Origin of the sequence: Sinorhizobium chiapasense (assembly GCF_045277575.1) — a bacterium.
Classification (GTDB): domain Bacteria; phylum Pseudomonadota; class Alphaproteobacteria; order Rhizobiales; family Rhizobiaceae; genus Ensifer; species Ensifer chiapasense_A.
The window spans coordinates 546,355-571,935 of sequence record NZ_CP144205.1 but is presented as its reverse complement, the minus strand read 5'-3'; the positions used below and the strand labels follow the sequence as shown (position 1 = coordinate 571,935).

General features: G+C 62.9%; 27 protein-coding genes. 9 read left to right on the top strand and 18 right to left on the bottom strand.

The features are described 5' to 3' along the window. Positions 1-47: 47 nt before the first annotated feature. Positions 48-1,319: a phosphoribosylamine--glycine ligase gene (gene purD / locus QM996_RS02745; protein ID WP_500269193.1), complete on the top strand. Its 1,272-nt coding sequence runs from the start codon at positions 48-50 to the stop codon at positions 1,317-1,319. 208 nt (positions 1,320-1,527) lie between these two features. Then, entirely contained in the window at positions 1,528-2,055 is a 528-nt protein-coding gene (locus QM996_RS02740; RefSeq protein ID WP_500269192.1) for a plant virulence effector HPE1-like domain-containing protein, read from the top strand. A gap of 116 nt (positions 2,056-2,171) precedes the next feature. Here QM996_RS02740 and QM996_RS02735 read toward each other — a convergent pair whose 3' ends face one another. The 6 genes from QM996_RS02735 to QM996_RS02710 form a co-directional block, all read right to left on the bottom strand. Beyond that, entirely contained in the window at positions 2,172-2,675 is a 504-nt protein-coding gene (locus QM996_RS02735) for a 2-thiouracil desulfurase family protein (protein ID WP_500270377.1), read from the bottom strand. 64 nt (positions 2,676-2,739) lie between these two features. Then, on the bottom strand, positions 2,740-3,120 hold the full coding sequence (locus QM996_RS02730) for a cupin domain-containing protein (protein ID WP_500269191.1): 381 nt from the start codon (positions 3,118-3,120) through the stop codon (positions 2,740-2,742). A gap of 224 nt (positions 3,121-3,344) precedes the next feature. Further along, positions 3,345-5,510 carry a glycine--tRNA ligase subunit beta gene (glyS, locus tag QM996_RS02725; RefSeq protein WP_500269190.1) on the bottom strand — a complete coding sequence of 722 codons (2,166 nt, stop codon included), beginning with the start codon at positions 5,508-5,510 and terminating at the stop codon, positions 3,345-3,347. Between the two features lie 112 nt (positions 5,511-5,622). Beyond that, positions 5,623-7,563 carry a DUF2207 domain-containing protein gene (locus tag QM996_RS02720; RefSeq protein ID WP_500270376.1) on the bottom strand — a complete coding sequence of 647 codons (1,941 nt, stop codon included), beginning with the start codon at positions 7,561-7,563 and terminating at the stop codon, positions 5,623-5,625. A gap of 103 nt (positions 7,564-7,666) precedes the next feature. Beyond that, positions 7,667-8,938: a 3-phosphoshikimate 1-carboxyvinyltransferase gene (aroA, locus tag QM996_RS02715; RefSeq protein ID WP_500269189.1), complete on the bottom strand. Its 1,272-nt coding sequence runs from the start codon at positions 8,936-8,938 to the stop codon at positions 7,667-7,669. An 88-nt stretch (positions 8,939-9,026) separates the two neighbouring features. Then, positions 9,027-9,575 carry a LemA family protein gene (locus QM996_RS02710; protein WP_429812123.1) on the bottom strand — a complete coding sequence of 183 codons (549 nt, stop codon included), beginning with the start codon at positions 9,573-9,575 and terminating at the stop codon, positions 9,027-9,029. Positions 9,576-9,822: 247 nt separating this feature from the next. Between QM996_RS02710 and QM996_RS02705 the strand changes: the two genes are divergently transcribed. Beyond that, positions 9,823-10,020, top strand: a complete 198-nt coding sequence (locus tag QM996_RS02705; protein WP_500269188.1) for a hypothetical protein — start codon at positions 9,823-9,825, stop codon at positions 10,018-10,020. 174 nt (positions 10,021-10,194) lie between these two features. Here QM996_RS02705 and QM996_RS02700 read toward each other — a convergent pair whose 3' ends face one another. The 5 genes from QM996_RS02700 to QM996_RS02680 form a co-directional block, all read right to left on the bottom strand. Further along, on the bottom strand, positions 10,195-11,151 hold the full coding sequence (locus tag QM996_RS02700; RefSeq protein ID WP_113538037.1) for a glycine--tRNA ligase subunit alpha: 957 nt from the start codon (positions 11,149-11,151) through the stop codon (positions 10,195-10,197). Between the two features lie 115 nt (positions 11,152-11,266). Next, positions 11,267-11,458, bottom strand: a complete 192-nt coding sequence (locus QM996_RS02695; protein ID WP_429812132.1) for a hypothetical protein — start codon at positions 11,456-11,458, stop codon at positions 11,267-11,269. Positions 11,459-11,485: 27 nt separating this feature from the next. After that, positions 11,486-12,352: a S49 family peptidase gene (locus QM996_RS02690; RefSeq protein ID WP_500269187.1), complete on the bottom strand. Its 867-nt coding sequence runs from the start codon at positions 12,350-12,352 to the stop codon at positions 11,486-11,488. 201 nt (positions 12,353-12,553) lie between these two features. Further along, positions 12,554-13,327 carry a tRNA1(Val) (adenine(37)-N6)-methyltransferase gene (locus QM996_RS02685; protein ID WP_500269186.1) on the bottom strand — a complete coding sequence of 258 codons (774 nt, stop codon included), beginning with the start codon at positions 13,325-13,327 and terminating at the stop codon, positions 12,554-12,556. Between the two features lie 40 nt (positions 13,328-13,367). Beyond that, complete coding sequence (locus tag QM996_RS02680) at positions 13,368-13,589, bottom strand: putative signal transducing protein (protein WP_429812139.1); 222 nt, start codon at positions 13,587-13,589, stop codon at positions 13,368-13,370. A gap of 107 nt (positions 13,590-13,696) precedes the next feature. Here QM996_RS02680 and QM996_RS02675 point away from each other — a divergent pair, with 107 nt between their 5' ends. The 4 genes from QM996_RS02675 to moaB all read left to right on the top strand — a co-directional run bounded on the left by QM996_RS02675 (position 13,697) and on the right by moaB (position 18,176). Then, positions 13,697-14,713: a polyprenyl synthetase family protein gene (locus tag QM996_RS02675; protein WP_500269185.1), complete on the top strand. Its 1,017-nt coding sequence runs from the start codon at positions 13,697-13,699 to the stop codon at positions 14,711-14,713. 161 nt (positions 14,714-14,874) lie between these two features. Next, positions 14,875-16,710, top strand: coding sequence for a tetratricopeptide repeat protein (locus QM996_RS02670; RefSeq protein WP_500269184.1), 1,836 nt, complete (start codon positions 14,875-14,877; stop codon positions 16,708-16,710). A 7-nt stretch (positions 16,711-16,717) separates the two neighbouring features. Then, positions 16,718-17,632: a 4-(cytidine 5'-diphospho)-2-C-methyl-D-erythritol kinase gene (locus tag QM996_RS02665; protein WP_500269183.1), complete on the top strand. Its 915-nt coding sequence runs from the start codon at positions 16,718-16,720 to the stop codon at positions 17,630-17,632. Position 17,633: 1 nt separating this feature from the next. Next, on the top strand, positions 17,634-18,176 hold the full coding sequence (gene moaB / locus QM996_RS02660; protein WP_500269182.1) for a molybdenum cofactor biosynthesis protein B: 543 nt from the start codon (positions 17,634-17,636) through the stop codon (positions 18,174-18,176). Between the two features lie 296 nt (positions 18,177-18,472). Here the strand turns inward: moaB and QM996_RS02655 are convergent, their stop codons facing one another. After that, complete coding sequence (locus QM996_RS02655; protein ID WP_500269181.1) at positions 18,473-18,997, bottom strand: glycosyltransferase family protein; 525 nt, start codon at positions 18,995-18,997, stop codon at positions 18,473-18,475. Positions 18,998-19,180: 183 nt separating this feature from the next. Between QM996_RS02655 and QM996_RS02650 the strand changes: the two genes are divergently transcribed. Both QM996_RS02650 and rnhB read left to right on the top strand, forming a co-directional pair. Then, positions 19,181-20,338, top strand: coding sequence for a radical SAM family protein (locus tag QM996_RS02650; RefSeq protein WP_500269180.1), 1,158 nt, complete (start codon positions 19,181-19,183; stop codon positions 20,336-20,338). Positions 20,339-20,586: 248 nt separating this feature from the next. Then, positions 20,587-21,234 carry a ribonuclease HII gene (gene rnhB / locus QM996_RS02645; RefSeq protein ID WP_429812152.1) on the top strand — a complete coding sequence of 216 codons (648 nt, stop codon included), beginning with the start codon at positions 20,587-20,589 and terminating at the stop codon, positions 21,232-21,234. 136 nt (positions 21,235-21,370) lie between these two features. Here rnhB and QM996_RS02640 read toward each other — a convergent pair whose 3' ends face one another. The 6 genes from QM996_RS02640 to QM996_RS02615 all read right to left on the bottom strand — a co-directional run bounded on the left by QM996_RS02640 (position 21,371) and on the right by QM996_RS02615 (position 25,469). Further along, on the bottom strand, positions 21,371-21,856 hold the full coding sequence (locus QM996_RS02640; protein ID WP_173515766.1) for a F0F1 ATP synthase subunit B: 486 nt from the start codon (positions 21,854-21,856) through the stop codon (positions 21,371-21,373). A 13-nt stretch (positions 21,857-21,869) separates the two neighbouring features. Next, positions 21,870-22,487: a F0F1 ATP synthase subunit B gene (locus QM996_RS02635; RefSeq protein WP_173515765.1), complete on the bottom strand. Its 618-nt coding sequence runs from the start codon at positions 22,485-22,487 to the stop codon at positions 21,870-21,872. A gap of 76 nt (positions 22,488-22,563) precedes the next feature. Further along, a complete protein-coding gene (locus tag QM996_RS02630) occupies positions 22,564-22,791 on the bottom strand; it encodes a F0F1 ATP synthase subunit C (RefSeq protein WP_025426100.1) in 228 nt (75 codons plus the stop codon). Between the two features lie 82 nt (positions 22,792-22,873). Beyond that, the gene (locus QM996_RS02625) at positions 22,874-23,626 is read right to left on the bottom strand and encodes a F0F1 ATP synthase subunit A (protein WP_429812160.1); all 753 of its coding nucleotides are present in this window, start codon (positions 23,624-23,626) and stop codon (positions 22,874-22,876) included. 60 nt (positions 23,627-23,686) lie between these two features. Beyond that, complete coding sequence (locus QM996_RS02620) at positions 23,687-24,046, bottom strand: AtpZ/AtpI family protein (RefSeq protein WP_500269179.1); 360 nt, start codon at positions 24,044-24,046, stop codon at positions 23,687-23,689. A gap of 301 nt (positions 24,047-24,347) precedes the next feature. Beyond that, a complete protein-coding gene (locus QM996_RS02615; protein ID WP_500269178.1) occupies positions 24,348-25,469 on the bottom strand; it encodes a cell wall hydrolase in 1,122 nt (373 codons plus the stop codon). Between the last annotated feature and the right edge of the window lie 112 nt (positions 25,470-25,581).

The window sequence follows — 25,581 nt, the reverse complement described above, 5'->3', positions numbered from 1 at the left end:
TGCCGTCCTAACCGCAGCGCAGCAATTTCGGGATATCGGGGGCTGCAATGAAGGTTCTTCTGATCGGATCGGGTGGGCGCGAGCACGCCCTTGCATGGAAGATTGCACAGTCTCCCAAACTGACGAAGCTTTATGCGGCACCGGGCAATCCCGGCATCGCCGAAGAAGCTGTTATCGTCGCGCTCGACACGGAAGACCACGCGGCCGTCGCCGCCTTCTGCCGCGAGGAAGCGATCGATTTCGTCGTGGTCGGTCCCGAAGGGCCGCTCGTCGCCGGTCTCGCCGACGTCCTGCGCGCAGCCGGCATCGCCGTCTTCGGCCCGTCCGCAGCCGCCGCCCAGCTTGAAGGCTCCAAGGGCTTCACCAAGGATCTCTGCGCCCGCTACGATATTCCGACCGGCGCCTATGGCCGCTTCACCGATGCCGAGACCGCAAAGGCCTATGTGCGCGAACAGGGTGCGCCGATCGTCATCAAGGCCGACGGCCTGGCTGCCGGCAAGGGCGTGACCGTCGCGATGACGCTGGACGAGGCTCTCGCCGCCGTCGACGATTGTTTTGCCGGCGCCTTCGGCGCGGCCGGCGCCGAAGTGGTGGTGGAAGCCTATCTCGATGGCGAGGAAGCGAGCTTCTTCTGCCTCTGCGACGGCAAGACCGCGCTGGCGCTTGCCTCCGCCCAGGACCACAAGCGCGTCGGCGACGGCGATACCGGACCGAACACCGGCGGCATGGGCGCCTACTCGCCCGCCCCGGTCATGACCGCGGAAATGATCGAACGGACGATGAAGGAAATCATCGAGCCGACGATGCGCGGCATGGCGGAAAGCGGCCATCCCTTCTCCGGCGTCTTCTTTGCCGGGCTGATGATCACCGCCAAGGGACCGGAGCTCATCGAATACAACGTGCGTTTCGGTGACCCGGAATGCCAGGTATTGATGATGCGGATGAAGAGCGATCTGCTGCCGCTGCTCTATGCCGCGGCAACCGGCACGCTCGCCGGCATGAGCGCGGAATGGCGCGACGAGACGGCGCTGACCGTCGTCATGGCCTCCAAGGGCTATCCCGGAAGCTACGCCAAGAACACGCCGATCGACGCCCTTCCTGCGGCTTCCGACACCACCAAGGTGTTCCATGCCGGCACAGCCATGAAGGACGGCGCCCTGGTCGCAACCGGCGGGCGCGTGCTCAACATCACCGCAACGGGTGAAAATGCCGGTATGGCCAAGGATAGAGCCTATGCAGCGGTTGCGGCCGTTTCCTGGGAGAACGGCTTCTACCGTCGCGATATCGGCTGGCGCGCGGTTGCACGCGAGAAAGCGTGAACTGGGGCGGAACTACTGCATGTTTCCTTTAATCGTAGCCGATTAAAGGATAAAAACATGCAGCACTTCAAAGTGCTACAGCGACTTAGCGCGTCCGATGGGACGCGCGGCGCTGTAGTTTCCAGATCATTCTATTTTTACCAATTCTCCTGACGGGAAAGTAAGGGAGAGCGCATATTCTCGCCGCTAACAATTGCGGGAGAAGCCTATGCGCCTGTTGCTGATCACCACCGTTCTCGGGCTTGCCGCCGGCAACGCGGCGGCGTCGTCGATCGAGTCGGTCGCTTCCGGCACGACCGACAACGCCAGTGTCGCCACGGTCTCTTGCGCCGCGTGCCCGCCGCTGCAATCGAAGAAGAAGATGACCTATGTCGTGCCGACGATTGCGGCGGGCGATGAGACGGTCGAACTCAAGAAAATCAACGGCGAGATGAAGATGGTGCGCACCGAGGCCTGGCTCGGTGGCTCGCCGGTCGTCTTCGTCAGCAAGCCTTCGCAGGAGTTCATCAAGGCGGCTGCCGTCGAAGGCGATGCCTCCCCGACGGTCATCGTCTCGACGAACGCGAACGACCAGAATCCGGTGGCGGATGACGCGAAGATGATCGCGATCGACCAGACCGCGAAGACCGCCGCGGTCACGCCTGTCGGAGCCTCCATGGGCGGCACGGCTACAAAGGCGGCGGCAGACGGCTCACAGGAATTTGATCCGTCCACCCTCGAACTTCGGCTAGACTGATCTCCTATCGGGAAAGTTCCCTGCCCCGCTCAGCTGTCCCCTGCATGCAAGGCTGACGGGCGTTTCGCTGCAAAAGCGAGAGATTGCGCCCCTGAGAGAAGCAGGGGCGCAATCTTTTATTCTGGGCTTTCCAGTGCCTTGATGCGCGCGACCAGCGCCTCGATCTGCCTGTCCGAATAGACTTCGATGCCATTGCCGGTGAGCAAGGCTGCCGTGACACCCTCCCCGGCGTGGCGCATGCCGGTAAAGCTTCCGTCATAGACGAAGCCGGAGCCACAGGACGGACTGCCATCGATCAGCAGCGCGAAGCGACAGCCCGTTTCCCGCGCCAGCGACAGCGCATTTTCGGCGGCTCGCACGAAACCTTCGGTGACGTCGCGGCCGTTGATCTCCAGCACTTTTGCATGGCCGATCAGCACGTCCTTGCCGACGGCGCCGGCGGCGATCTCGGCCGGCGGACGCGGCACCGGCATGCCGGCAGACATTTCCGGACAGATGGTCACGAGACGGCCCTCGGCCCGCCAGCGATCGATCGCCGGATGAATGAGCGGCTTCGACTGGCCGTCGTAGCGGACGGCATGGCCCATGAGGCAGGCGCTGACCAGGATCTTTTCGGGCATGTCTTCCTCTACTCCGACGCCATGCCGATCAGCAAGCGCCTTCATGCCGTGCCGATCCCAAGCATCAGATCCAGCGGTCGTTTTCCGCCGTGCGTTCGCCGCCCTCGTGGCCGGTGTTGAGGGTGCCGCGCGGCTCGATCAGCAGCATCTTCACCTCGCGCTCCGCAAAGGGCTTGTGCTCCACGCCCTTCGGCACGACGTACATCTCTCCGGGGCCGAGCGTCACCGACCCGTCGCGGAAATAGATGCGCAGCATGCCTTCGAGCACGATGAAGGCTTCATCGGTATCCTTGTGATCGTGCCAGATGAAGTCGCCCTCGATGCGCACGATCTTGAACTGGTAGTCATTGAGTTCGGCAATGACGCGGGGCTGCCACTGATCGCTGAACAGCGAGAGCTTTTCGGCGAAATTGATCGGCTTGTGGGTCTTCGTCGCGTTTTCCATCGGCTGTCTCCATCGGTTTTGATGGAGACAGGATATAGGTCGCCCGGCGGCAGCCGGCTTGAACGTTTGTGCGAAGGCAATGGCTACTGCATGTCTCCTTCAATCGACCTCGATTTAAGGACAAAGACATGCAGTAAATCAAAGTGCTACAGCGACCTTTGCGCGTCTCATAAGACGCGCGGCGCTGTAGTGCCGCCGGGGAACCGGCGGCCGACCGTCTCGTCTTAGCCTGCGATCTTTGAGAAATCCGCAACGGTGCCGGTTGCCGAGCGGATCAGGCCGAGCAGCGCCAGGCGGTTGGCACGGATCGCGGCATCGTCGTCATTGACCAGCACGTCGTTGAAGAACTGGTCGACCGGCTCTCGCAGCCTTGCCAGCGCTTCCATCGCCGAGCGGAAGTCTTCCTTGGCGATCGCATCGCGCGCTTCGCCCGAACCAACTTCGACCGCCTGGTGCAACGCCTTTTCGGCATCGAGACGGAAGAGGTCGGCATCGACGGCATCGGCGACGGTCGTTCCCTTCTTCTCTTCTGCCGCCAGGATCTGCGTCGCACGCTTGGTGCCGGCCAAGAGGTTCCGGCCTTCCTCGTCGGTGATGAAGGCCGTCAGCGCCTCGACGCGGCGGGCGATCATCAGCAGGTCGTCCGCATCCGGCGTCAGCACGGCGTCGATCAGATCATGGCGGGCGCCGAGATCGCGCAGGTAGACCTTGAGGCGGTCATGGAAGAAGGAAAGCAGATCGGTGGAAACGTCATCCGCGAGTGCCGGCTTTTGTGCCCGGAGAGCGACGAGCGCGGCTTCGAAGGCCGGCAGCAGTGCCAGGCGCGCCTTGCCTTCCAGGATCAGACGGATGACGCCGAGCGCCGCGCGGCGAAGCGCATAGGGATCCTTGGAGCCGGTCGGCTTTTCGTCGATCGCCCAGAAACCGACGAGCGTGTCGAGCTTGTCGGCAAGCGCCACCGTCACCGCCACCGGATCGGTCGGCACGCGGTCGGACGGGCCTTGCGGCTTGTAATGATCCTCGAGCGCATCGGCGACCGACCGCTCTTCGCCCTGCAGCAGCGCGTATTTGTGGCCCATGATGCCCTGAAGTTCGGGGAACTCACCGACCGCTTCTGTGCGCAGGTCCGCCTTGGCGAGCACCGCGGCACGGTCGACGAGTTTTGGGTCCGCGCCGGTCACCTTGGCGAGTTCGCCGGCCAGTGCCCGGATGCGGGCAACGCGTTCGCCCTGCGTGCCGAGCTTGGCATGGAAGGTGACGTTCAGCGCATCGAGCTTGGCCATGCGCTGGTCGAGCGGCTTATCGAGATCGAGAGCGAATTTCTTCGCGGAGGCCTCGAGCGTTTCGAGATCCGGCAGGTTGCCCTGGTCGCGGTGCCAGAAATGGGCCGCGTCCGAAAGGCGGGCGCGCACGACCTTGCCGTTGCCGTGCTCGATCTCCTTGCCGCCATCCTTGGCCTCGATGTTCGAAACGAGGATGAACTTGTTGGAGAGCGTCTCGGCGCCGGGAGCGCGGGTGACGAAGCACTTCTGGTTGGTCTTGATGGTCAGGCGGATGATTTCCGAGGGGATTTCGAGATAGGCGTCCTCGAAGCTCCCCATCAGCACCTGCGGCCATTCGACGAGGCCCGAAACCTCTTCCAACAGACCTTCGTCCTCGACCAGCTCAAGACCGTTGGCGAAGGCGATGTTGCGCGCGTCGGCGACGATCATCTCCTTGCGGCGCTCGCCATCGAGAACGACCTTCGCCTTTTCGAGCTTTTCGGCATAGTCGGCGAAGCGGCGAACCGTGATCGCCTCCGGCGCGTGGAACCGGTGGCCATAGGTGACGTTCGAGGCGACGATGCCGTCGACTTCAAACGGGATCACGTGTGTTTCCTCGGTCTCCGAGCCGAAGGTGCAGACGATCGACTGCAGTGGGCGGACCCAGCGAAGCGCGCCGGGCTTTGCCGATGCCACGCCGGACCGCATCGGCTTCGGCCAGGGGAAATTGCGGATGATACCCGGCATCGCCTCGGAGATGATCTCTTCGGCGGGACGGCCCGGCTTGACGATATGGGCGACATAGAAATCGCCCTTCTTCGGATCGCTATGGACATGCGCCTCGCTGATCGAGGAGAGGCCGGCGCCGCGCAGGAAGCCTTCGATCGCCTTTTCGTTGGCGTCGGTGCGCGGGCCCTTGCGCTCTTCGCGGATATCGGCGGAGCGGGCGTTGAGGCCACGGATGTCGAGCGTCAGCCGGCGCGGCGTCCAGTATTCGCGCGCACCCTCATAGGTCAGGCCCGCCTCGACCAGTGCATCGGTCAGCAGCTTCTTGAGGTCGCCGGCCGCCTTGCGCTGCAGGCGGGCAGGAATTTCCTCGGAGCGGAGTTCGATAAGAAGATCGGGCATGGGAGTAACTTTTTCTGTTCCTGACGGTTGCGGCGGACTTAGCAATCTCTGGCAAGAATGTCACCAAGCCCGTCGATGAATTTGGGTGCCATGCGCGGGCCCGCGGGCGGCTTCACCAGCCGCCGCCGCCACCTCCACCGCCACCGCCGCCGGAAAAGCCGCCGCCGGACGAAAAGCCTGATGATGACGATTTGGGCGGAGGCGGCAAGGATGACGTCATCGTCTCCGCCATCGAGCCGGCAAAGCCGCCAATGCGGTCGCCGAAGGTGCTGGAGCCGAAACTGTCGCCCTGATACCAGCTCGGCTGATAGGCCACTGCCGCAGCCGCTCCTGCCGCGGCTGCGAGCAACCAGCGATCGAAGGTCTCGGTCCAGGGCTTTTCGACGCCGAGCGCCACCGCATAGGGGAGCAGGGTTTCGAAATGCCGGGGCGACATTTCGGGCGCGCCCTGCATGTTCATCCTGTCCCTCTCCGCGAGCGTCATGTACTGCCTGAGCCCGTCGATGCCATCCATCATTCGCGTACCGAGCGGCGTCGGCGCGCCCATCAGGAAGAAGAACAGCACATTGACGAGAACGATCGCGCCGATGACGAACAGCAGGGGCAATTCGTCCGTCTCGGCCGCGGAATAGAAGGCGGCGGCGAGGATCGCCGAGAAGATCGTGAAGGCGACGAAGCCGATGAAGGCGATGACCACGATCGACATGATCCGGCTCATCAGGCTCTTCTCGCGGCGTAGCGACTTGCCGAAGGAGACGGCGAGGATCGAGACGAAGAAGGCGATGAAAACAGGAACGATCACCAGCGGCAGGCTGTCCTCGCTGAGGTCGCCGAAGAAGAACACGGCCGCGACGGCCAGCACCGACAGGATGACGCCGGCAACCACGTAGCCGGTGTTTTCCAGATAATATTTGCCGCGGTGCTCGCGCTCCATGGCACTGCGGAAGTCGGCTCCGGTCGCCTGTACCCGCGTGCCATGGGCGCGATCGATGGTGAGGTTGCCACCTGCGCCGTTGATCGCCTTCATCACAGCCGCTTCGCCGGTCGGCAGTTTTTCGTCGCTCTTCTTGCCGGTCGCGGTAATGACGATGGCATTCTTCAGGTCCTCGAGGACCACATGACCCTTGACCGCAAGGTTGAGCGCGGCCGCCGACAGCGCCGTCCAGCCCTCGCCCGAGAAACCCTTGTTGTCGATATAGTTGACCAGCGCCGGCGAGATGCCGTCCGGCGGATCCCAGCGCGGCACCATGACGCCGCGATCCGGGTCGCGCCCGACCCTCAGCCAGGTCTGGCCGTAATAAAGCAGCACGACGACGAGCCCGGCACCGGCGATGACCAGAGCGAGGTGATCGCGCAGCCACCAGGCGTTCTCCTGGCTCGAGGAAGGCCTGTCGATGCTGCCCTTCGGCATCTTGATCGCGATCGTCAGCCCTTCCCGCGGATCGAGACGGCGGGTGGTGGCGAAGAAGATCTCGCTGCCATCCCGCGATGCGCGGGCATTCTTTTCGGTCGCGCCATAACCACCGGTGAAAAAATCCAGCGCCTCGGCCCTGACGCCCTCCGGCAGGGTCACGGTCGCGCTTGCCTCGTCGATCGGGAAGTCCCACTCCGTACCGGTCACGTTCCAATAGAGTTCGTCATGATCGTCGAAGAAGCGGATCTGCCGGCCGGTCTCATAGGTGAACTGAAAGGTGTGCTCGCCCGGATCCAGAAACACCTCGGCCGAGCCGGTGTAGATACGGATGCCGCCGCTGATCGCTTCCGTGCGGTAGGGCTCGTCCTCGCCGTCGCGCTCGACCGAGAGCAGCTTGAAGTCCACCTTGCTGCGCTTGCCCTTCGCATCGGTGAAGGTCAAAGGCAGGTCGCGATAGATGCCGCGGCGGATCTTGTTGCCCTCGACGGTCGCCGTGATCGTCTCGGTGACGGTCATCGTGCCATCCTTGGCGACATCGATGACGGACCGATAGGCGGAGAAAACCTCCTCCGCCCGACCGATGCCCGCCGTTGCCAGCAAAAACACCAGAAAGGCAAAGGCGGCAGCAAGACGGGCCATGCGGATCAAGCTTTCTTCCGGTTGAGGTTCAAGGCGCGCGGTCGATCTGATTGGTTAGCGCGGGATGCGGGCGGAAAACCGCATACACTTTTCCTCATCCCGCTCATGGCCGATCGCCGGTGAATTCGACGCCGAGGGAGGCAAGCGCATCCCAATAGGCCGGATAGGTCTTGGCAACGCAGCCTGGATCCTGGATGGTGATGCCGTGGATCTTCAGGCCGGCAAGCGCGAAGCTCATGGCGATGCGGTGATCGGCGAAGGTGTCGATCGAGGCCGGCAAGGTCTGGCCGGCAAGCGCTGGGTCGGAAGAGACGATCAGATCGTCGCCTTCCTCGTGAGCCAGGCCCGGCCGGATAGCGGTGAGCCCCAGCGAAAGCGCTCGCACCCGATCGCACTCCTTGACGCGCAGGTTTGCGAGACCGACGAAGCGCACCGGCGTGTTGTTGAAGGCGGCGAGCACGGCGATCGTCGGGATCGCGTCCTGCATCTGCGAGCCATCGATGACAGCAGGCAAGTTCGGGAAACTTGCGATCACCGCATGGGCGCGGGCATCAGGCTGCGAGAAGGCGGTGGCCGGCACGCCGAGATCGATGGCACCACCAGTCAGGACTTCCGCCGCCCAGAGATAGGTGGCAGCCGAAGCGTCCGGCTCGATGACGTAGTCGGCGGCCCGGTAGCCTGTCGGCGCCACCTTCCAGACGGACGGACTCGCCTGCTCGACTTCGGCACCGAAGGCCCGCATGGCAGCAACGGTCAGGTCGATATAGCCGCGCGCGCCGATCTCGTCGCCGGCAAGCTCGATGCTGACCGGGCCCTTGGCGCCCGGCGCTGCCATCAGCAAGGCCGAGACATATTGGCTGGAAAGACCGGCATCGATGACGACGCGGCCGGCGGGGAATCCTCCCGTTCCCTTGACGATAACCGGCGGGCAGCCGGTATCGGAGGTGACCTCGACGCCGAGGGTGCCAAGCGCCTCGACCAGCGGCTTGATCGGCCGCTTGCGCATGTGCTGGTCGCCGTCGACGACGACGGTGCCGTCGACGAGCGCCGCGGCCGCCGTCAGGAAGCGGGTCGCCGTTCCCGCATTGCCGAGGAACAGCGGGGCGGTCGGCGGAAGTAGCTTTCCGGTACTGGTCACAACGAAGGTGGTTCCATCCGGCTCGTCGACCTCGACACCCATCGCCCTCAGCGCATCCGCCATGTAGCGGGTGTCGTCGCTCTTCAAGACACCCGTCAACCGGCTCGTGCCTTTCGCAAGGCCTGCGAGCAGCAGCGCACGATTGGTGATCGACTTCGAGCCCGGGGGGCGCACATGGCCGCGGAGCGGATGGTCGGTCGGCAGGATGGTCAGCTTCTTCATGGTATCGGTGGTCATCGAATGAGGTCTCTTGATGCAGATTGAGCCGCGGCGGGAGCCCGCGGCCGGAGTGTTCGTGACGATCGAAACCGCGCCTGGGAAATGGTCAGAACTTGACCTGCGGCACGGCGCGATCGGCCTCGTTGGTGATCTCGAAATAGCCCGCCTTGACGAAGCGGAAGGCATTGGCGATGAGGTTCGACGGGAAGCTCTCGACCTTGACGTTGAGATCGCGGGCCGCACCGTTGTAATAGCGGCGCGACATCTGGATCTCGCCTTCGATCGTCTCCAGCGAGCGCTGCAGCTCGGCGAAATTCTCGTTGGCCTTCAGGTCCGGATAGGCTTCCGCGAGCGCAAACAGCTTGCCGAGCGCCTGGGACAACGCGCCTTCGGCCTGGGCCCGCCCTTCGATGTCACCGGCCGGCACCGCCTGCGCCCGGTTGCGCATGGCGATCACCTCTTCGAGCGTCGATTTCTCGTGCGCTGCGTAACCCTTCACCGTTTCGATCAGGTTGGGAATGAGATCGGCACGACGCTTCAACTGCACATCGATACCGGACCAGGCCTCTTCGGCGATCTGCCGCGCCTTGACGAGACCGTTATAGACGAAAACCAGATACAGGATCACGACGACGGCGATTGCCAGACCGATCATAGGGCACCCTCCAAAGAATTCGCGCAGAGATTAGCATCCGCGTCTCAGCTTCATAGCGCTTTCTGCAGCATTCGGGGCGAGAAACACACTCCTCCCCAATTGCCATCCGCAGCGTGAACGCACTGTTCACCGCAGCAACGCGCCCCCACGCCAAAACACCTCGATTCCTGTTCCAACGGTAACGGCGACCGGGCGGGCGATCGGCGATAGTCGCCCCATCGAACAACCCGAAACCGAAGTGAAGACCATGAAAACGCTCGCAACCTTCATCAACGTGATCGCCTTTACGGCGCTCTTCGTTGCCTATGCGAGCGTTGGTTCCGCCGAACGGCCGACCGGTGTTCGCCGCGCCCTGCAGACCTATTCCGGCCAGGTCTACACTGGCGCCTACCCCACACTGAAGCCGTTCTGCAAGAACGACATCAGCGCCACGCAGATCATCTGACCGCCGATGGATCAGCGATCTGCGCCGCGCGCAAACAGTGCTTCGGCCGGATTGATCAGCGTATGGTTGTCGGCGACCTGCGCACCCAGCCTTTCGGCCAAATGGCGCGCAATCGTCAGTTTGCCGGTTTCGGCCAGCTGTTGATGTGAACGACGAGCCCAGACGTTTGCGCGGTCAAGCGGCGTCCCGATTGAAGTTCGCGCCGCCGGCGTCGGTCAAGAGGAAGGCTTCGCCGCAGGCCTTGGCCAGCGTGCGGACGCGCAGGATGTAGCTCTGGCGCTCCGTGACCGAGATGACGCCACGAGCATCGAGCAGATTGAACACGTGGCTCGCCTTGATGCACTGGTCATAGGCGGGGAAGACGCACTTGTGCAGGTGATTGTTGCTGTGATCGCCCGGTGCGCCGGCGGCCAGCAACGCCTGGCATTCCGCTTCGGCATCGATGAAGTGCTGATGCAGCATCGCGGTATTGGCGTATTCGAAATTGTAGCGCGAATATTCCTGCTCCGCCTGCAGGAAGACGTCGCCATAGCTGATCTTCTCTGCGCCTTCGCGGCCGTTGAAGTTCAGGTCGTAGACGTTGTCGACGCCCTGAACATACATGGCGAGACGCTCAAGACCGTAGGTCAGTTCGCCGGAAACCGGCGAGCATTCAATGCCGCAGACCTGCTGGAAATAGGTGAACTGCGACACTTCCATGCCGTCGCACCAGCACTCCCAGCCAAGGCCCCAAGCGCCGAGCGTCGGGCTTTCCCAATCGTCCTCGACGAAGCGGATATCGTGGAGCAGCGGGTCGAGGCCGATGGCCTCCAGCGAGCCGAGATAAAGTTCCTGCAGGTTGGACGGGTTCGGCTTCAGAAGCACCTGATACTGGTAGTAGTGCTGCAAGCGGTTGGGGTTTTCGCCGTAGCGACCATCGGTCGGGCGGCGCGATGGCTGCACATAGGCGGCACGCCACGGACGAGGCCCGAGCGCACGCAAGGTCGTTGCCGGATGGAAGGTACCGGCGCCCACTTCCATGTCGTAGGGCTGCAGGACGGCGCAACCCTTGTCGGCCCAATAATTGTGCAAAGTCAGGATCAGGGCCTGAAACGAGCGCTTCGGGTTCATATGATCGGGCAGAGTGGTCATGGATCGCGTCCGGATTTCTTCTAAAAAATGAGCCGGACTGGTGCCACGCCTGATGACAGGGGTCAAGCAACTACAGCGCCGGCCCGCCAATTAGACGCGCGCCCTGCCATCTCATCTATTCGTCGTCGCGTTTCAGCCTGTACTCACCGGTCTCGGGATCCTGGACCAGCGTGCCTTGCGCCCCGGTCCGCTCCTCGCGTCGGGTCTGTTCACGATGGCGCGTCAATTTCTGTGCATCGGCCACGAACTTGCGATAGCCGAGCCAGAAGATGAAACCTGCGATCAAGAGCAGGATGAGTTGCGGCATTTTTCCTCCAAGGGCAACGCGCGCGGGCTAAAGCCCGAACCGCGCCCACAATGCCCTTTCCTCGATTGCTTCGGCAAGACCCGCTGCTGCCGACGCCGCCAGGGGCTCGACAATGGCGCCGGCAACGGCCGCGCCGGTCTGCCGGCGGCCGAAAAAGCTGCGCACCGGCTGGATAAGCTCGAGCCGCGCCTTTTCGCCGTAGCGCTTCTTCACCTCGCCGCGCAGGTCACCGAGACCATCGATGAGCCCCAGTTCCAGCCCGCGTCGGCCGGTCCAGAAGAGCCCGGAAAAGATATCCGGATCATCGGCGAGCATCTGCCCGCGACGGGCCTTGACCATCTGGATGAAGGTATCATGGATATCGAGCTGGAGGTGCTTCAGAAACGCGATGTCGTGTTCCTTTTCCGGCTGGAACGGATCAAGCATCACCTTGTTTTCGCCGGCGGTATAGACGCGCCGCTCGACACCGATCTTCTTCAGCAGTTCCGGAAAACCGAAGCCACCGGAGACGACACCGATCGAGCCGACGATCGAGGTCGGATCGGCAATGATCTCGTCACCGGCGAGCGCGATCATGTATCCGCCCGAGGCGGCAACGTCCTCGACAAAGATCAGGACGCGCTTCTTCTTTTCCTGGGCGAGGTCCCGGATGCGCTGGTAGATCAGGCGTGACTGCACCGGGGAGCCGCCGGGCGAATTGACGGAGATCGCGACGGCCGGGGCGTCCTTCACCGCGAAGGCCTTTTCCAGGAGCGGTGCCGCCGTTGCCAGGTTGAGCACAGGCCGGAATTGCCCGCCGCCGGCCATGATTGCTCCGTGAAGCCGCACAACGGGGACCGTCACGCCTTCGCTGCGAAACCGCCTCGGCAACAACCGTCTCAGGAACGCCTTCATTTCAACTCCTGCCTGCTAGATCGCGATGATTTGGCCCGGATCGAGCCCAAAATCATAACCGTGACCGCTTCCCATAAGTTAGAGCGGGATGCGCGCGGAAACCGCAAACACTTTTCCTCATCGCACTCCGCCAGCCAAGTATTCTGGCCTGTCCATGTCATGTATGCGCTGGCGCGGCAAACGCAATCCGCATACGGTAAATCAGCGGCGGCGATAGGCCGCGCGGCCATTGTTGAGATCGTCGACATGATCGGCGAAGCGGTGCCCTTCTTCATGCATGACGAGTGGCGCGCGCAGCACCAGCCGCTTGCGGCTCTGCTTGATCGCCGTCACCAGGATCCGCACGGCGTTTTTGCCGACGCGCGGATGAAGCGCCGTGATCTCGATGCCGCCGAAACGGCGGCCGCAGGCGGCGATGATCTCCGCGATCGATTCCGGCCGGGCGATCAGCGACAACTGTCCGCCGGGCTTCATGATCGCACCGGCGGTCTTCACCCAGACCTCGAAGAGCCCGTCGCTCATCGCATGGGCCTCCGCCTTGAGACTATCCGGCGTCTTGCGGTCGGAAGCATCATTGAAGGGCGGGTTCATGATCACGTGATCGAAGCTGTCATCGGCGAGGCCCGCGGCGACACGCGCCCTGCCGGCAAGCGAGACATCGGCCTCCAGCACAGAGACCCGCGACGCAAAGCGGGCGTTTTCGGTGAGCTTCAGGCTGCGGCGGGCATAGTCGGCCATGATCGGCGAGCGCTCCACCAGGACCACCTCAGCGCCTTCGATCCGTGAGGCGACGGCCATGCCGGCAGCACCTGCACCGGCGCCGAGATCGGCGACGCGGCAGGGGCGGTCCGCGGAAACGAGCGACGCCAGCAGCATAGCATCCATGCCGGACCGATGCCCCTGGCCCAGCGGCTGGACGACATGGAACTTGCCGCGATGAAAGGCATCGACGGTTTCAGTCGCATCAGACGTCATTATTCTTGCACCTGCAGCATGGCCAGTTTGCATGGCATCCTCACGGCCGCAACTCCGCCTCGAGCCCGGCGTCGATCAGGATCCGCCGCGCGGCTTGCGCGTCTTCATCTGCAACCAGGAAACGGCGGGGCAGCAGGCCGAGCGAGCCTTCCAGAATACTCATCCCCTGATCGGCAATGAGGCTTGCGATGCCGGCATCCTTCATCAGGCTCTCGGCAAAGGAGAGCACGACGGCATCGTTGGTACGGATCAATTCCTTCATCCGGCGGTTTTTCCTGTCCTATTTCAGCAAGCGGGACAATTCGCCTCTTGCCGCACGTGGCACCCCTTCCTATTGTCGAAAGCGACAATGAAAACAGGAGTCCCGGTGTGGGCGTAGTGATACCGCTGGAAGACAGCAAAAACAAACAGGCGTCCGTTAAGCCGCTCGTCGACCTGACTGCGCCGGACATGGAACGCGTCAACCAGCTCATCCTGTCGAAGGCCGGCTCCGACGTTCAAATGATTCCCGAGGTCGCCAACCACCTGATTTCTTCCGGCGGCAAGCGGCTGCGCCCGATGCTGACGCTCGCCTCCGCCTCGATGTTCGGCTACGAGGGTGACGCCCACGTGAAGCTCGCCACCAGCGTCGAGTTCATGCACACGGCGACGCTGTTGCACGACGACGTCGTCGATGAAAGCGACCTTCGCCGCGGCAAGTCCACCGCACGCACGATCTGGGGCAACCAGGCAAGCGTTCTCGTCGGCGACTTCCTGCTCGGCCAGGCGTTCCGCATGATGGTCGATGTCGGCTCGCTCGACGCGCTCGACGTGTTGTCGACTGCAGCCTCCGTCATCGCCGAAGGCGAAGTCCTCCAGCTTTCCGTTGCCAAGAACATGGAAACGACCGAGGATGACTATCTGCAGGTCATCCGCGCAAAGACCGCGGCACTCTTTGCCGCTGCCGCCGAAGTCGGGCCGATCGTCGCCCAGACCAGCAAATCCGATCGTAACGCGCTCAAGTCCTACGGCATGAACCTCGGCCTCGCCTTCCAGCTCATCGATGACGTGCTCGACTACGGCGGCTCGTCGAGCGACCTCGGCAAGAATGTCGGTGACGATTTCCGCGAAGGAAAGATCACACTTCCGGTGATCCTGTCCTACCGTCGCGGGACGGCGGAAGACCGTGCGTTCTGGCGCGAGGCGATCGAAGCCGGCGACAGCAGCGATGCCAATCTCGACAAGGCGCTCGGCCTGATCAAGCGCTACGGGGGCTTGAGCGATACGATCGCGCGCGCCCAGCACTATGGCACTATCGCCCGCGATGCTTTGGCACCGCTGCCGGCTTCCCCGTGGAAATCGGCTCTCACGGAAGTGATCGACTTCTGCATCGATCGGGTAAGCTGACAGGGCCTCGACCGTAGCGGGACGAACGACAGGAATTTCTTGCCGCATTGCGCCAAAAAAGCCATTCTGTTCCTCAAGAGTTGTGCTGGGCTATATGTGGCTGACTCCGATAACAACCCTTAGTGGTGCGCAAGCCGAGCAATCGGCACGAAAGGTTTGACATGCGGCAAATGACGATCCTCCGCCTCCTCAGCGGCGCAGCACTGCTGGCTCTCGCCGCAGTCAGCGGCAGCCACCAGGCCTTCGCGGAAGACAAGGCCGTCGCCGTCGAGGAAAGCGAACCCTTTGACATCAAGTCGGTGAACACCTTCGCGGGCGCCTTCCTCGCTGCCCGTACGGCCGACACCGACCGCGACTTCGCGTCCGCCACCGAGCTCTACAAGATCGCGCTGCAGTTTGAACCCAATAACAACGACGTCAAGCAGCGTCTGATGATCACCCTGCTGATGGCTGGCCAGTTCGACGAAGGCGCGAAAATTGCCGATCAGCTCAAGTCCGACCCGGCCGTCGAGCGTATCACCACCGTGATCCGCGCGATCGAAGCGATCCGCAAGCGCGAGTATCGCAATGCGCAGAAGCTCCTGAACTACCAAGGCCCCAACGATCTCGACCGGCTGATGAACGGCCTGCTTTCCGCCTGGGCGAAATTCGGCCAGGGCAAGCCGAAGGAAGCGCTGGCACAGATCAACGGCCTCGAAGGTCCCGACTGGTTCCGCGTGTTCAAGAACTACCACGCGGGGGCGATCGCGGTTGCCGCGGGCGACAAGCAGACAGCCCGGACCAGGCTCAACGATGCCATTCTGGATCGCGAAGGCGGGAGCGCGGCACCTGACACCTTCATGCGGGCGGTCGAAGCGCTCGCCCGTTTCGAGGCGCGCGAAGGCAACAAGCAGAAGGCGCTCGACACCGTCGCCGTCGGCGAAAACATGGTCAACAACTACACGCCGCTGCAGGCGCTGAGGGCCGATATCGAGAACGGTGTTCCGCAGGAACAGCAGGTCAAGAACGCCAGCCAGGGTACGGCAGCGGTGCTCTTCTCCATCGGTGCTGCGCTCAACCGCGACGGCGCCGAGGACATCGTTTCGCTCTACCTGCAGACCGCCCGCCGGCTCGACCCCGACAGTGCCGACATTCTGGTGATGCTCGGCGGCATTGCCGAGAACCTGAAGAAGCCGAACGAGGCGATCGAGCTCTATAAGGCGATACCGGAAACTTCCCCGATGCGGCGGGTCTCGGAACTGCAGCTCGGCTTGAGCCTCGCCAGCATCGGCAAGGTCGACGAGGCGAAGAAGCACCTGAAAGCGTTGATCGACGTCGATCCGAAGAACATCCGCAACTACCTCGCCTATGGCAGCGTGCTCTCCGATGCCAAGGACTATAAGGAGATGGGCGAGCTCTACGACAAGGCCGTCGAACAGATCGGGCCCGTGCCGAAGCGCAGCGACTGGACCGTGTTCTTCCAACGCGGCATCGCCTACGAGCGCCAGAAGCTCTGGGACAAGGCCGAGCCGAACTTCCGCAAGGCGCTGGAACTCAACCCGGACCAGCCGCAGGTGCTGAACTATCTCGGCTATTCCTGGGTCGACATGAACATCAACCTCGACGAAGGCCTCGAGATGATCCGCAAGGCGGTCGAACTGAAGCCCGACGACGGCTACATCGTCGATTCGCTCGGCTGGGCCTATTTCCGCATGAACCGCTTCGACGACGCGGTGGTGGAACTGGAAAAGGCGGCTGAACTGATGGCCGGCGACCCGACGATCAACGACCACCTTGGTGATGCCTACTGGCGTGTCGGCCGCAAGCTCGAAGCGGTGTTCCAATGGACGCAGACGCTGGAATTGAAGCCCGAGGAAGCCGAAATCCCGAAGATCAAGGCGAAGATCGAAAACGGTCTGCCGCCGCTGAAGGAAGAGGTTCCGGCCTCGGCCGATGCCAAGGAAACCGCGCCGAAGAAGGCGATCCCGGAAGCGCCGGCGCCGGACAAGAAGTCCTGATCGATCCATGACCGAGGACCGCATTGCGGGCTTCACGCTGACGCGCGCGGCGCCCGCAAAGATCAATCTGGCGCTTCACGTCGTCGGCCAGCGGGCCGATGGCCACCATCTTCTCGAAAGTCTCGTCACCTTTGCCGATCGTGGCGACCGGATCGGGTTTGCATCGGCAGACGCCGATCTTTTTACCGTGTCGGGGCCCTTCGCGGCAGAACTGCCGATGGATGCCAGCGCTGAGGGCGGAAATCTGGTTCTAAAGGCGCGAGACCTCCTGCGAGAAGAGCTGCGATCCCGCAATCCCGGCGCTGCCGGCCCTGTCCATCTGCATCTCGAAAAGAACCTCCCCCTCGCTTCCGGCATCGGCGGCGGCTCCGCCGACGCGGCGGCAACGCTTCTTGGGCTGCTCGAACTTTGGGGCGCGACGATCGAACCCTCCCGCCTCGATGCAATGGCATTGACGCTCGGCGCCGACGTACCGATGTGCCTCGCCGGCAAACCTCTCGTGGCGAAGGGCATCGGCGAGGACATCACGCCGCTTGCCGACCTTCCATCGCTGCCCATCGTTCTGGTCAATCCGCTCGTCGGCGTTTCGACGCCCGTCGTCTTCCGGACGCTCGCGAACAAGACCAATCCGCCGCTCGTGCTGCCTCAGGACATGAAGACGATGGACGACTGGCTGTCGGCCATGGCAACAATGCGCAACGACCTGCAGCCACCGGCGCAGCAATTGCAGCCCGTGATCAGCGACGTCTGCCGAGCGCTCACGGAAGCCGGAGCGATCCTCGTGCGGATGTCAGGCTCGGGCGCCACCTGCTTTGGCATTTTCGACAACGATGAACACGCGGCTGCGACAGCGCGCACTCTTTTGGCGTCGCAGCCCGGCTGGTACGTTCTCGCCTGCAACACGACAGGGAGAGACAGGTAGAATGGCCGGCATCGACGAAAAACGCCCCTTCATTCCCGTCGGAATAGCCATCCTTACGGTGTCCGACACGCGCACGCTCGCCGACGACAAATCAGGCGATACGCTGGAATCGCGCGTGCGTGACGCAGGCCATCGCCTGGAAGCACGCGCGATCGTGCCAGACGATCAGGCGAGGATCTACGAGCAGGTGAAGGCCTGGACGCTGGAGCCAGCGATCGACGTGGTGATCACGACGGGCGGCACGGGATTTACCGGCCGGGACGTGACGCCGGAGGCGCTGGAGCCACTCTTCGAAAAACGCATGGACGGCTTCTCCGAGGTTTTTCATCGGATCTCCTACGAGAAGATCGGCACCTCGACCATCCAGTCGCGCGCGACCGGCGGCGTCGCCAACGCCACCTTCGTCTTCGTTCTACCGGGATCACCGGGCGCCTGCCGCGACGCGTGGGACGGCATCTTGAAGCAACAGCTCGACTACCGGCACATGCCCTGCAACTTCGTCGAGATCATGCCGCGGCTCGACGAACACCTGAAACGCGGCTGAGCCGGAGCCGCCGCGCTTCCTCGCTCTTCGAGCCCAGCTGTTACCTTTGTAACAGACAGCCATTTTTCCCGTCATTAGCGTCCGATGTCAGCCAGCGAGATCGGCCGCCGCACCTTTCTTCGGGCTGCAAAGACGCCTCCCCGCCGCTATTCCCGGGCGGGGAGAACAAGGGGATACGACGTGCAGCCAGAATGCTGCCCGGCAAGAAATTTACCAGACACGGTCATTTGAGAGCCACCTTGAGGTGCCGTCCCCCGGGGACTGGCACCTTTCTTATGCGGCCATCAGCGAGGCCCCTACGCCTGCCTGCTTTCGACGGCAACCCAGGCCGGAACGAGCTCCGTCGAGAGTTTGCGAACGGTCCGGACATTCGTCATGTCGCCAAGGCATCGGTTGCCCTCAGCCGCCGCCAGCGCATCGTGTTTGCTCATCAGGAAACCCGCTTCCAGCGGTTTCTTCCGCCGGACTAATCGTCTGAGGAACGGCTTGCGGTGCATTCTGGAATCGGAGAAGCGCGCGGGTGCCCTGTTGAGCGCGACATATTCGGCAAGCTCGTCGACCCACCGGCCGATCGGACGGGCACCGGGTTCCAGCAGCATCAGCCATTCGCCGCGTGCCGAACGCACGATTTCTCGGAGATTCCAGTCGACGCAAAAGCGGCAGCCGGCCGCTTCCGCGACGCGCGATGAGCCGTCCGTGGAGCCGTGATCGAGGATGATCACATCACTGACCAGGCCCTCCACGGCGCCGGCGACGAGCACCGACAGCGTCTGAACCAGTTCGGCTTCGTTGTCTCGCGTTTCCATGATGATCGTCAGCATAGTTCGTCCTACCGCATCACCATCACAATTGCTACATGCCCGACCGGCGTTGGTCGCAGACCGGGAAGCGTGGATCTCCGACCATGCCGCCCGCATTTTTTGTTCTTGAATTGTTCTCGTATTCGCGATAGGAAAATAATCAGAACAAAACGGGATCAAAGATCTGATTCCGGGGAGATTCCAATGAACGAGCTGTCTCAGATCAGGCAGGGTGCGCTTGCGCCCGCCAATACGGCGGATGTCGCCGAAGCGATGATGAGCGCAACGGGCTTGCGGATCGATATCGACCGCCGCCGCGGACGCGGCGCCGGGCTCAACATGTCCGGCCGCTTCGAGCCGCAGGCGCGGGAAAGCTTCGACGATGGCTGGGAAAGTCTGGAGGATCTGCCGCCCTTCAAGACCGAAGTCCAGGTCGAGAAGCCACGGACGGTGATCACCCGAAACGAATCCCCCGATATCTCGTTCGATCGTTCAATCAATCCCTATCGCGGCTGCGAGCACGGCTGCATCTATTGCTTCGCCCGGCCGACGCACGCCTTCATGGGCCTGTCGGCCGGCCTGGATTTCGAGGCGAAGCTCTTTGCCAAGCCGGATGCGGCGCGGCTGCTGGAGCGCGAATTGGCGCGACCGGACTACAAAGTCAGGCCAATCGCCATCGGCACCAACACGGACCCCTATCAGCCGATCGAAAAGGAATGGCGCATCATGCGCCAGATCCTCGAAGTGCTGAGGGACGCCAGCCACCCGGTCATGATCGTCACCAAGTCGGCGATGGTTACCCGCGACATCGACATTCTCGCGCCGATGGCCGAGAAGGGGCTGGTGCGGGTTGGTATTTCAGTCACGACGCTCGACCGCAAGCTGGCGCGAACGATGGAGCCGCGCGCCGCGACGCCGACCAAGCGGCTGGAGGCGATTCGCGCCATGGCCGAGGCCGGCATTCCCGCCGGCGTTCTCGTCTCGCCGATCATCCCGGCACTCAACGACCATGAGATCGAAAGGATTCTCGAAGCGGCGAGGACGGCGGGGGCGACGGAGGCGAGCTATGTACTCCTGCGGCTGCCGCTGGAGGTAAGCCCACTGTTTCGCGACTGGTTGCTGCGCAACTATCCGGATCGCTACCGGCACGTCATGTCGCTCGTCCGCTCCATGCGTGGCGGCAAGGACTATGACGCCGAATTCGGCAAGCGCATGAAAGGCGCCGGTCCCTATGCCTGGCAGATCGGCCGCCGCTTCGATCTCGCCACCAAGCGCCTCGGCTTCAACCCGACGCGCCGACAGCTTCGCGACGATCTGTTCGTGCCGCCGCTCGGAACGGGGGTGCAGCTCTCGCTTCTTTGAAAGTTTTCCGGAATGGACACGCGACGGCTGTTCCGGATTTGTGACCGACGATTCGCGCCGAGGATGCCCGGGAAACGGGCGAGATTTCGGTACCGCGTCCGCCTCCAGCAAGGAGGGGCGAACGTTGGAAGGTCACAAAGCGGTTCCGGTGCCCTGCCCCCGCCTGGGGCATCGGTTATCCCCCCGTCCGCCGCCGCACTCGGACCTGGGGGCTTGAAGAGAATCGGTCGATCATGCGAATTAGACTCATGTCTCGCAGGTCGTCCGATTCTCCCCTTTTTCCCGATATCATCGAAGCGCCCGATTTCAGTTTTGAACTCTCGGCAAAGGGCGACGGTTTCTGGCCGGTCGCCGGCGCCGATGAGGCCGGCCGCGGCCCGCTCGCAGGGCCGGTCGTGGCAGCCGCAGTCATCCTGAATCCGGACGCCATTCCCGAAGGCCTCGATGACAGCAAGAAGCTCAGCGCGCAGGCGCGCGAGAAGCTATTCGAGGAGATCCTCGCGACATCGCATGTATCGATCGCCTCAGCCTCTGCCGGCACGATCGACGCCACGGATATCCGCAAGGCAAGCCTGGAGGCGATGCGACGGGCCGTGGCCGGCCTTCCCTCCGCCGCGCGCTTCGTGCTCGTCGACGGCCGCGACGTGCCGCCTGGGCTCTCTTGTCACGCCAAGGCTGTCGTGAAGGGCGACGCGCGGTCACTGTCGATCGCCGCAGCTTCGATCGTCGCCAAGGTTACGCGTGATCGCATGATGGCCCGCGCCGATCTGGCCCACCCAGGCTATGGCTTCGCACTCCATGCCGGCTATGCGACCGTGACTCACCGTCGCGCCATAGAGACCCATGGCCCCTGCGCCCTGCACCGCATGAGCTTCCGTCCGCTGCGGCAGGACTGAAAGCCGCGGAGCGGCTCTCGATAGTGCAAGCCCGCCAGCGCCGACGGGCCAGAGCCCGCAGCCGATCCCGGCGCATGGCCCAAACAGAAAGCCCCGCACGGGGCGGGGCTCTCTTCAATCGGGAATGTGCTGAGACTTAGTTCAGGCGTGCCTTGACTTCGCCGAGCGCCTTCTTGAACAGGTCGTTCTGTGCGCCGGCGTCGGCCTTGGCGGCAACGACCTTCTCGGCAGCGGCGATTGCCAGATCGACGGCAGCGGAGCGAACGGCGTTGATCGCGTCGCTTTCGGCCTGCTTGATCTTCTGCTCCGAGAGAGCCGTACGGCGGGCAACGTATTCCTCGGTTTTCTGCTTGGCTTCCGCCGTCAGCATTTCGGCTTCGCGCTGAGCGGCAGCGACGATACCGGCAGCTTCCGCCTCGGCATCCTTACGCTTGCGCTGGTACTCGGCGACAAGGCTCTGTGCTTCTTCGCGCAGACGCTTCGCCTCGGTCAGCTCGTTGCCGATCTTTTCAGCGCGGGCGTCGAGCGCCTTGCCGACCATGCCCGGAACCTTGAGATAGGCGATCAGGGCGAAGAACAGGATCAGGCCAACGAAGGCATAGAAAGTTGCATCAAGATGCATAGCTCAGTGCTCCTCAGTTGCCAGCCGATGCCTTGACGGCAGCGGTGATCTCGGCCTTGGTGACGGTTCCACCGATCAGCTGCTTGACGACAGCGGTCGCGGTTTCCTCGGCGATGGCACCGACGTCAGCCAGGGCCTTTGCCTTGATGTCGGCGATGCGGTCTTCTGCAGCCGAGATCTTCTTGGCGAGATCGGCTTCGACGGCCGTGCGGTCTGCCGTGGCCTTGGCCTTTGCGGATTCGCGGGCGTCGTCAGCGATCTTGTGACCCTTGGACTTGGCCGCTGCCAAGTCCTGCTCGTAGGAGGCGATGGCCGCGTCGGCTTCGCCCTTGAGGCGGGACGCTTCATCGAGATCCTGAGCGATCCGATCGTGACGGGTTTCGAGAATTCCGCCGATGCGCGGGATGATGACCTTCGACATCAGAAGATAGAAGAGGCCGAACGTGATCGCGAGCCAGAGCAGCTGCGATGCGAAATGGGTCGAATCGAAGGGCGGGAACACGCCGGAGCCAGCCTCGCCTTCGTGGGCCACACCCGTTTCGGTGTGCACCTCACCGGCCGCAGCGGCATCGTGTGCTTCGGCGCCTTCAGTGGTGGTTGACTGCTGGGCATAGGCCGCGGTCACAAACATGCTCACCTCCAGGTGCACTCAAGAATATGCGCGGCCGCGGCCTTTTGACGGGCCGCGGCCGAAACTCCAGCCGGTATTAGACGGCGAAGAGGAGGAGCAGGGCTACGAGCAGCGAGAAGATGCCCAGAGCTTCCGTAACGGCGAAGCCGAATACGAGGCGGCCGAACTGGCCGTCAGCAGCCGACGGGTTACGCAGCGCGCCGGACAGGTAGCTGCCGAAGATGTTGCCGAGGCCGAGAGCCGTGCCGGCCATGCCAAGGCAAGCGAGACCTGCGCCGATGTACTTTGCTGCTTCCGCTTCCATGTTTGAACTCCTTCGAATGGTGTTGCGGCTTAGGATTGCGCTTCCGGCGGAGAACCGGCCGGAAGCAAGCGACTGTTATTCCTTAGTGGCTTCCGGGATGGACAGCGTCGTTGAGGTACATGCAGGTCAGTACCGCGAAGACATAGGCCTGGAGGAAGCAGACGAGGAATTCAAGACCGGTAATGGCGACGGTCATGATGAGCGGCAGGACGGCGCCACCGATGCCGAGCGCGCCAAGGGCGCTCAGCGAGGTGACGAAGCCTGCAAAGACCTTCAGCGTGATGTGGCCGGCCAGCATGTTTGCGAAGAGACGGACCGAGAGGCTGATGGGGCGGGAAAGGAACGAGATGATTTCGATCGCGACGACGAGCGGCAAGAGAACGCCGGGAACGCCATGCGGCACGAAGAGCTTCAAGAAGCCGAGACCGTGCTTGTAGAAACCATAGAGAATGACGGTGCCGATAACGAAGACGGCGAGTGCGAAGGTGACGATGATCTGGCTGGTGACCGTGAAGAAGTAGGGCATCATGCCGAGCAGGTTCGCCGTCAGGATGAACATGAACAGCGAGAACACCATCGGGAAGAACTTCATGCCGCCGCTGCCGGCGCCTTCGCGCAGCATCGAGGCGATGAATTCGTAGGACATTTCGGAGACCGACTGCATGCGGGTCGGGATCAGACCGCGCTGCGACGTCGTCAGATAAAGGAAGCCTGCGGCAGCACCCACGGTCGCGACCATGAACAGCGACGCATTGGTGAAGGAAAAGTCAATTCCGCCAATCTCGATCGGGACAATCTTGTTGACCAGGAACTGGTGGGTCGGATCGTTTGACACCGCGCTTCTCTTTCGTTCTGCCCGCCCAAGAGCGGAAACCGTTTTCTTCGGGACAACGCCTCAGTTGGCGTCTCCGTCCTTCTTGTCATTCCCAGAGCCATCTCTTCCGGCTTCCGGTGTCGCCACCATACCGGCCGAGCGCAGCACATTCAGCACGCCAGCGCAGAAGCCAAGAAGCAGGAAGACGATCATGCCCCACGGCCCTGTACCCGCAAAGTGGTCCAAAAGATAGCCCAGAAACGCCCCAACAACGATGCCGGCGATGAATTCGCTCGAGAGCTTCATCGCCGCCGCATAGCCTTTGCGGCTGTCGGCGGCACGGGCCTCCACTGCATCAGGCGCATGAGGCTTCTTGGCCTCAATCTTCTCGCCGAGCTGCTTCAGCCGCGCTTCCAGACTTTCTTCAGGTTTCTCCGCCACGTGGCCACTCCCTTGCCGTCCTAATCGGGTCTCAGACCGCGATTTCGGTCATACAATAGGCCATCGCTCAAGCCACGTTTCGGCCCCATTTGAAGTCGCGCGCAACATAGTTTTAGGCACCCGCATAGTCAAGGCATGCAGGCCGCTTGGGCGTGGACAATATTATCATGATAATTCAAATAGTTATAGGCAAAAAGCATGATCCGCGACAAGGTTGTCGCAGGATTCCTGCGCTCTGCCGGCCGGATTCTCCGCTGTACGGCCAGACAGAAAAAGACGGCGGAATCGCGTCCGACGCCGGTCAGCTCCAGCCGCCGCCATAGGTCCGGTAGAAGACGTGCATGCCGATCTTGCCGACCCGCTTCATCGTCCTTGCCCACGGCGGATTGACGTAGGTCGCATGGTAATGAGTAGCAGATCCCACTTCCGGGAGCCAGATCTTGCCGGCCGTGACCGCCATCGCGACTTCCTTGGCCATCTTCCAGTGCGAGCGGGAATAGATCAGGTCGCGGATCATGTCGCAGGCGAAGGAAAACTGGCAACGATTGCGCCAGGTCTTGTTCTGATAGACGACGCCGCAGATGGTCTTCGGATAGGTCGGATTGCGGACGCGGTTGAGAATCACCTGAGCGACGGCCGCCTGGCCCTTGAGCGACTCGCTGCGCGCTTCGAAATAGATGCCCTCGGCAAGGCAGGTCTGCTCTTCCTTGCTGAAAACCGTCGGCGGCAGCACGGTTGCTGCCCAGGCATGATCGTCGGGTGAGATTTCGGGAATGAAGCGACCCGCGTTCCTGTCTTCACGCAGGATCGAGTCGAAGGGCGATTCACGCGCATAGTCCGGCTCGGGCCGGACATAGGCAGTCGCAAGAATGTCGGGCTTGTCGTTGGTCACGAGCTTGGCCAGCATGGGCGAAACGCCGGGATCCGCCTTTGGTGGCTTCTTTCTGTAGAAGGCCGTGGCGATCTCGATCTCCTTGCCCTTGATGCGTGACTTGGCGAAGACCATTTTCTCGCCCTCCTCGAAGCGCGGCTCCGTCAGGGAACTCGTGCGCTGCAGGATGGAGCCGGCGGTGAAATCCTTCGGCGGCGTCACCGGCGTGACCGCGACGATGCGTCCCTTCTTGTCGCGGCGATTGACCCGTTCCTCGTCGGGCGTGCCGGAGTGCTTGGTCTCGGAAGTGAGTGCGACGCGGCTGCCATCGGGCATGTTGATGCCGGCGCCGCCATCGAGCGCGCCCGTCGTGATCGGATCGGCAAAGACCATCTCGACTTCGTGGATCGAGCCCGCCGGCGACGGCGTCATGTACATGCGCCAGCGTTCGCCGCCACGATTGATGCCGGACAGGAAGGTCGCGAGGTCCGCATAGGCGGCGACCGAGGGGAAGCCGAGAAAGAGCGCGAGGCCGATGATTGCAGGCGCCATCCACGTGGACACGTTCAGGCGAGACTTTTGACGCAGGTTCCGACTCTTACGCACCAACCGACTCCACGCAACGCTTGACTGACGGCACGGCTCCGCCCGCGCCGGCGCCGCT

Excerpts from the sequence above, each read along its gene's own strand:
- QM996_RS02695 (WP_429812132.1), bottom strand. The coding sequence starts at position 11,458 with ATGCCGCAACTCATCCTGCTCTTGATCGCAGGTTTCATCTTCTGGCTC.
- QM996_RS02655 (WP_500269181.1), bottom strand. The coding sequence starts at position 18,997 with ATGCTGACGATCATCATGGAAACGCGAGACAACGAAGCCGAACTGGTT.
- QM996_RS02740 (WP_500269192.1), top strand. The coding sequence starts at position 1,528 with ATGCGCCTGTTGCTGATCACCACCGTTCTCGGGCTTGCCGCCGGCAAC.
- moaB (WP_500269182.1), top strand. The coding sequence starts at position 17,634 with ATGGCCGGCATCGACGAAAAACGCCCCTTCATTCCCGTCGGAATAGCC.
- aroA (WP_500269189.1), bottom strand. The coding sequence starts at position 8,938 with ATGACCACCGATACCATGAAGAAGCTGACCATCCTGCCGACCGACCAT.
- QM996_RS02685 (WP_500269186.1), bottom strand. The coding sequence starts at position 13,327 with ATGACGTCTGATGCGACTGAAACCGTCGATGCCTTTCATCGCGGCAAG.
- QM996_RS02705 (WP_500269188.1), top strand. The coding sequence starts at position 9,823 with ATGAAAACGCTCGCAACCTTCATCAACGTGATCGCCTTTACGGCGCTC.
- rnhB (WP_429812152.1), top strand. The coding sequence starts at position 20,587 with ATGTCTCGCAGGTCGTCCGATTCTCCCCTTTTTCCCGATATCATCGAA.
- QM996_RS02635 (WP_173515765.1), bottom strand. The coding sequence starts at position 22,487 with ATGTTTGTGACCGCGGCCTATGCCCAGCAGTCAACCACCACTGAAGGC.
- QM996_RS02720 (WP_500270376.1), bottom strand. The coding sequence starts at position 7,563 with ATGGCCCGTCTTGCTGCCGCCTTTGCCTTTCTGGTGTTTTTGCTGGCA.
- QM996_RS02665 (WP_500269183.1), top strand. The coding sequence starts at position 16,718 with ATGACCGAGGACCGCATTGCGGGCTTCACGCTGACGCGCGCGGCGCCC.
- purD (WP_500269193.1), top strand. The coding sequence starts at position 48 with ATGAAGGTTCTTCTGATCGGATCGGGTGGGCGCGAGCACGCCCTTGCA.
- QM996_RS02650 (WP_500269180.1), top strand. The coding sequence starts at position 19,181 with ATGAACGAGCTGTCTCAGATCAGGCAGGGTGCGCTTGCGCCCGCCAAT.
- QM996_RS02680 (WP_429812139.1), bottom strand. The coding sequence starts at position 13,589 with ATGAAGGAATTGATCCGTACCAACGATGCCGTCGTGCTCTCCTTTGCC.
- QM996_RS02730 (WP_500269191.1), bottom strand. The coding sequence starts at position 3,120 with ATGGAAAACGCGACGAAGACCCACAAGCCGATCAATTTCGCCGAAAAG.
- QM996_RS02710 (WP_429812123.1), bottom strand. The coding sequence starts at position 9,575 with ATGATCGGTCTGGCAATCGCCGTCGTCGTGATCCTGTATCTGGTTTTC.
- QM996_RS02690 (WP_500269187.1), bottom strand. The coding sequence starts at position 12,352 with ATGAAGGCGTTCCTGAGACGGTTGTTGCCGAGGCGGTTTCGCAGCGAA.
- QM996_RS02700 (WP_113538037.1), bottom strand. The coding sequence starts at position 11,151 with ATGACCACTCTGCCCGATCATATGAACCCGAAGCGCTCGTTTCAGGCC.
- QM996_RS02640 (WP_173515766.1), bottom strand. The coding sequence starts at position 21,856 with ATGCATCTTGATGCAACTTTCTATGCCTTCGTTGGCCTGATCCTGTTC.
- glyS (WP_500269190.1), bottom strand. The coding sequence starts at position 5,510 with ATGCCCGATCTTCTTATCGAACTCCGCTCCGAGGAAATTCCTGCCCGC.
- QM996_RS02670 (WP_500269184.1), top strand. The coding sequence starts at position 14,875 with ATGCGGCAAATGACGATCCTCCGCCTCCTCAGCGGCGCAGCACTGCTG.
- QM996_RS02615 (WP_500269178.1), bottom strand. The coding sequence starts at position 25,469 with ATGGCGCCTGCAATCATCGGCCTCGCGCTCTTTCTCGGCTTCCCCTCG.
- QM996_RS02735 (WP_500270377.1), bottom strand. The coding sequence starts at position 2,675 with ATGCCCGAAAAGATCCTGGTCAGCGCCTGCCTCATGGGCCATGCCGTC.
- QM996_RS02630 (WP_025426100.1), bottom strand. The coding sequence starts at position 22,791 with ATGGAAGCGGAAGCAGCAAAGTACATCGGCGCAGGTCTCGCTTGCCTT.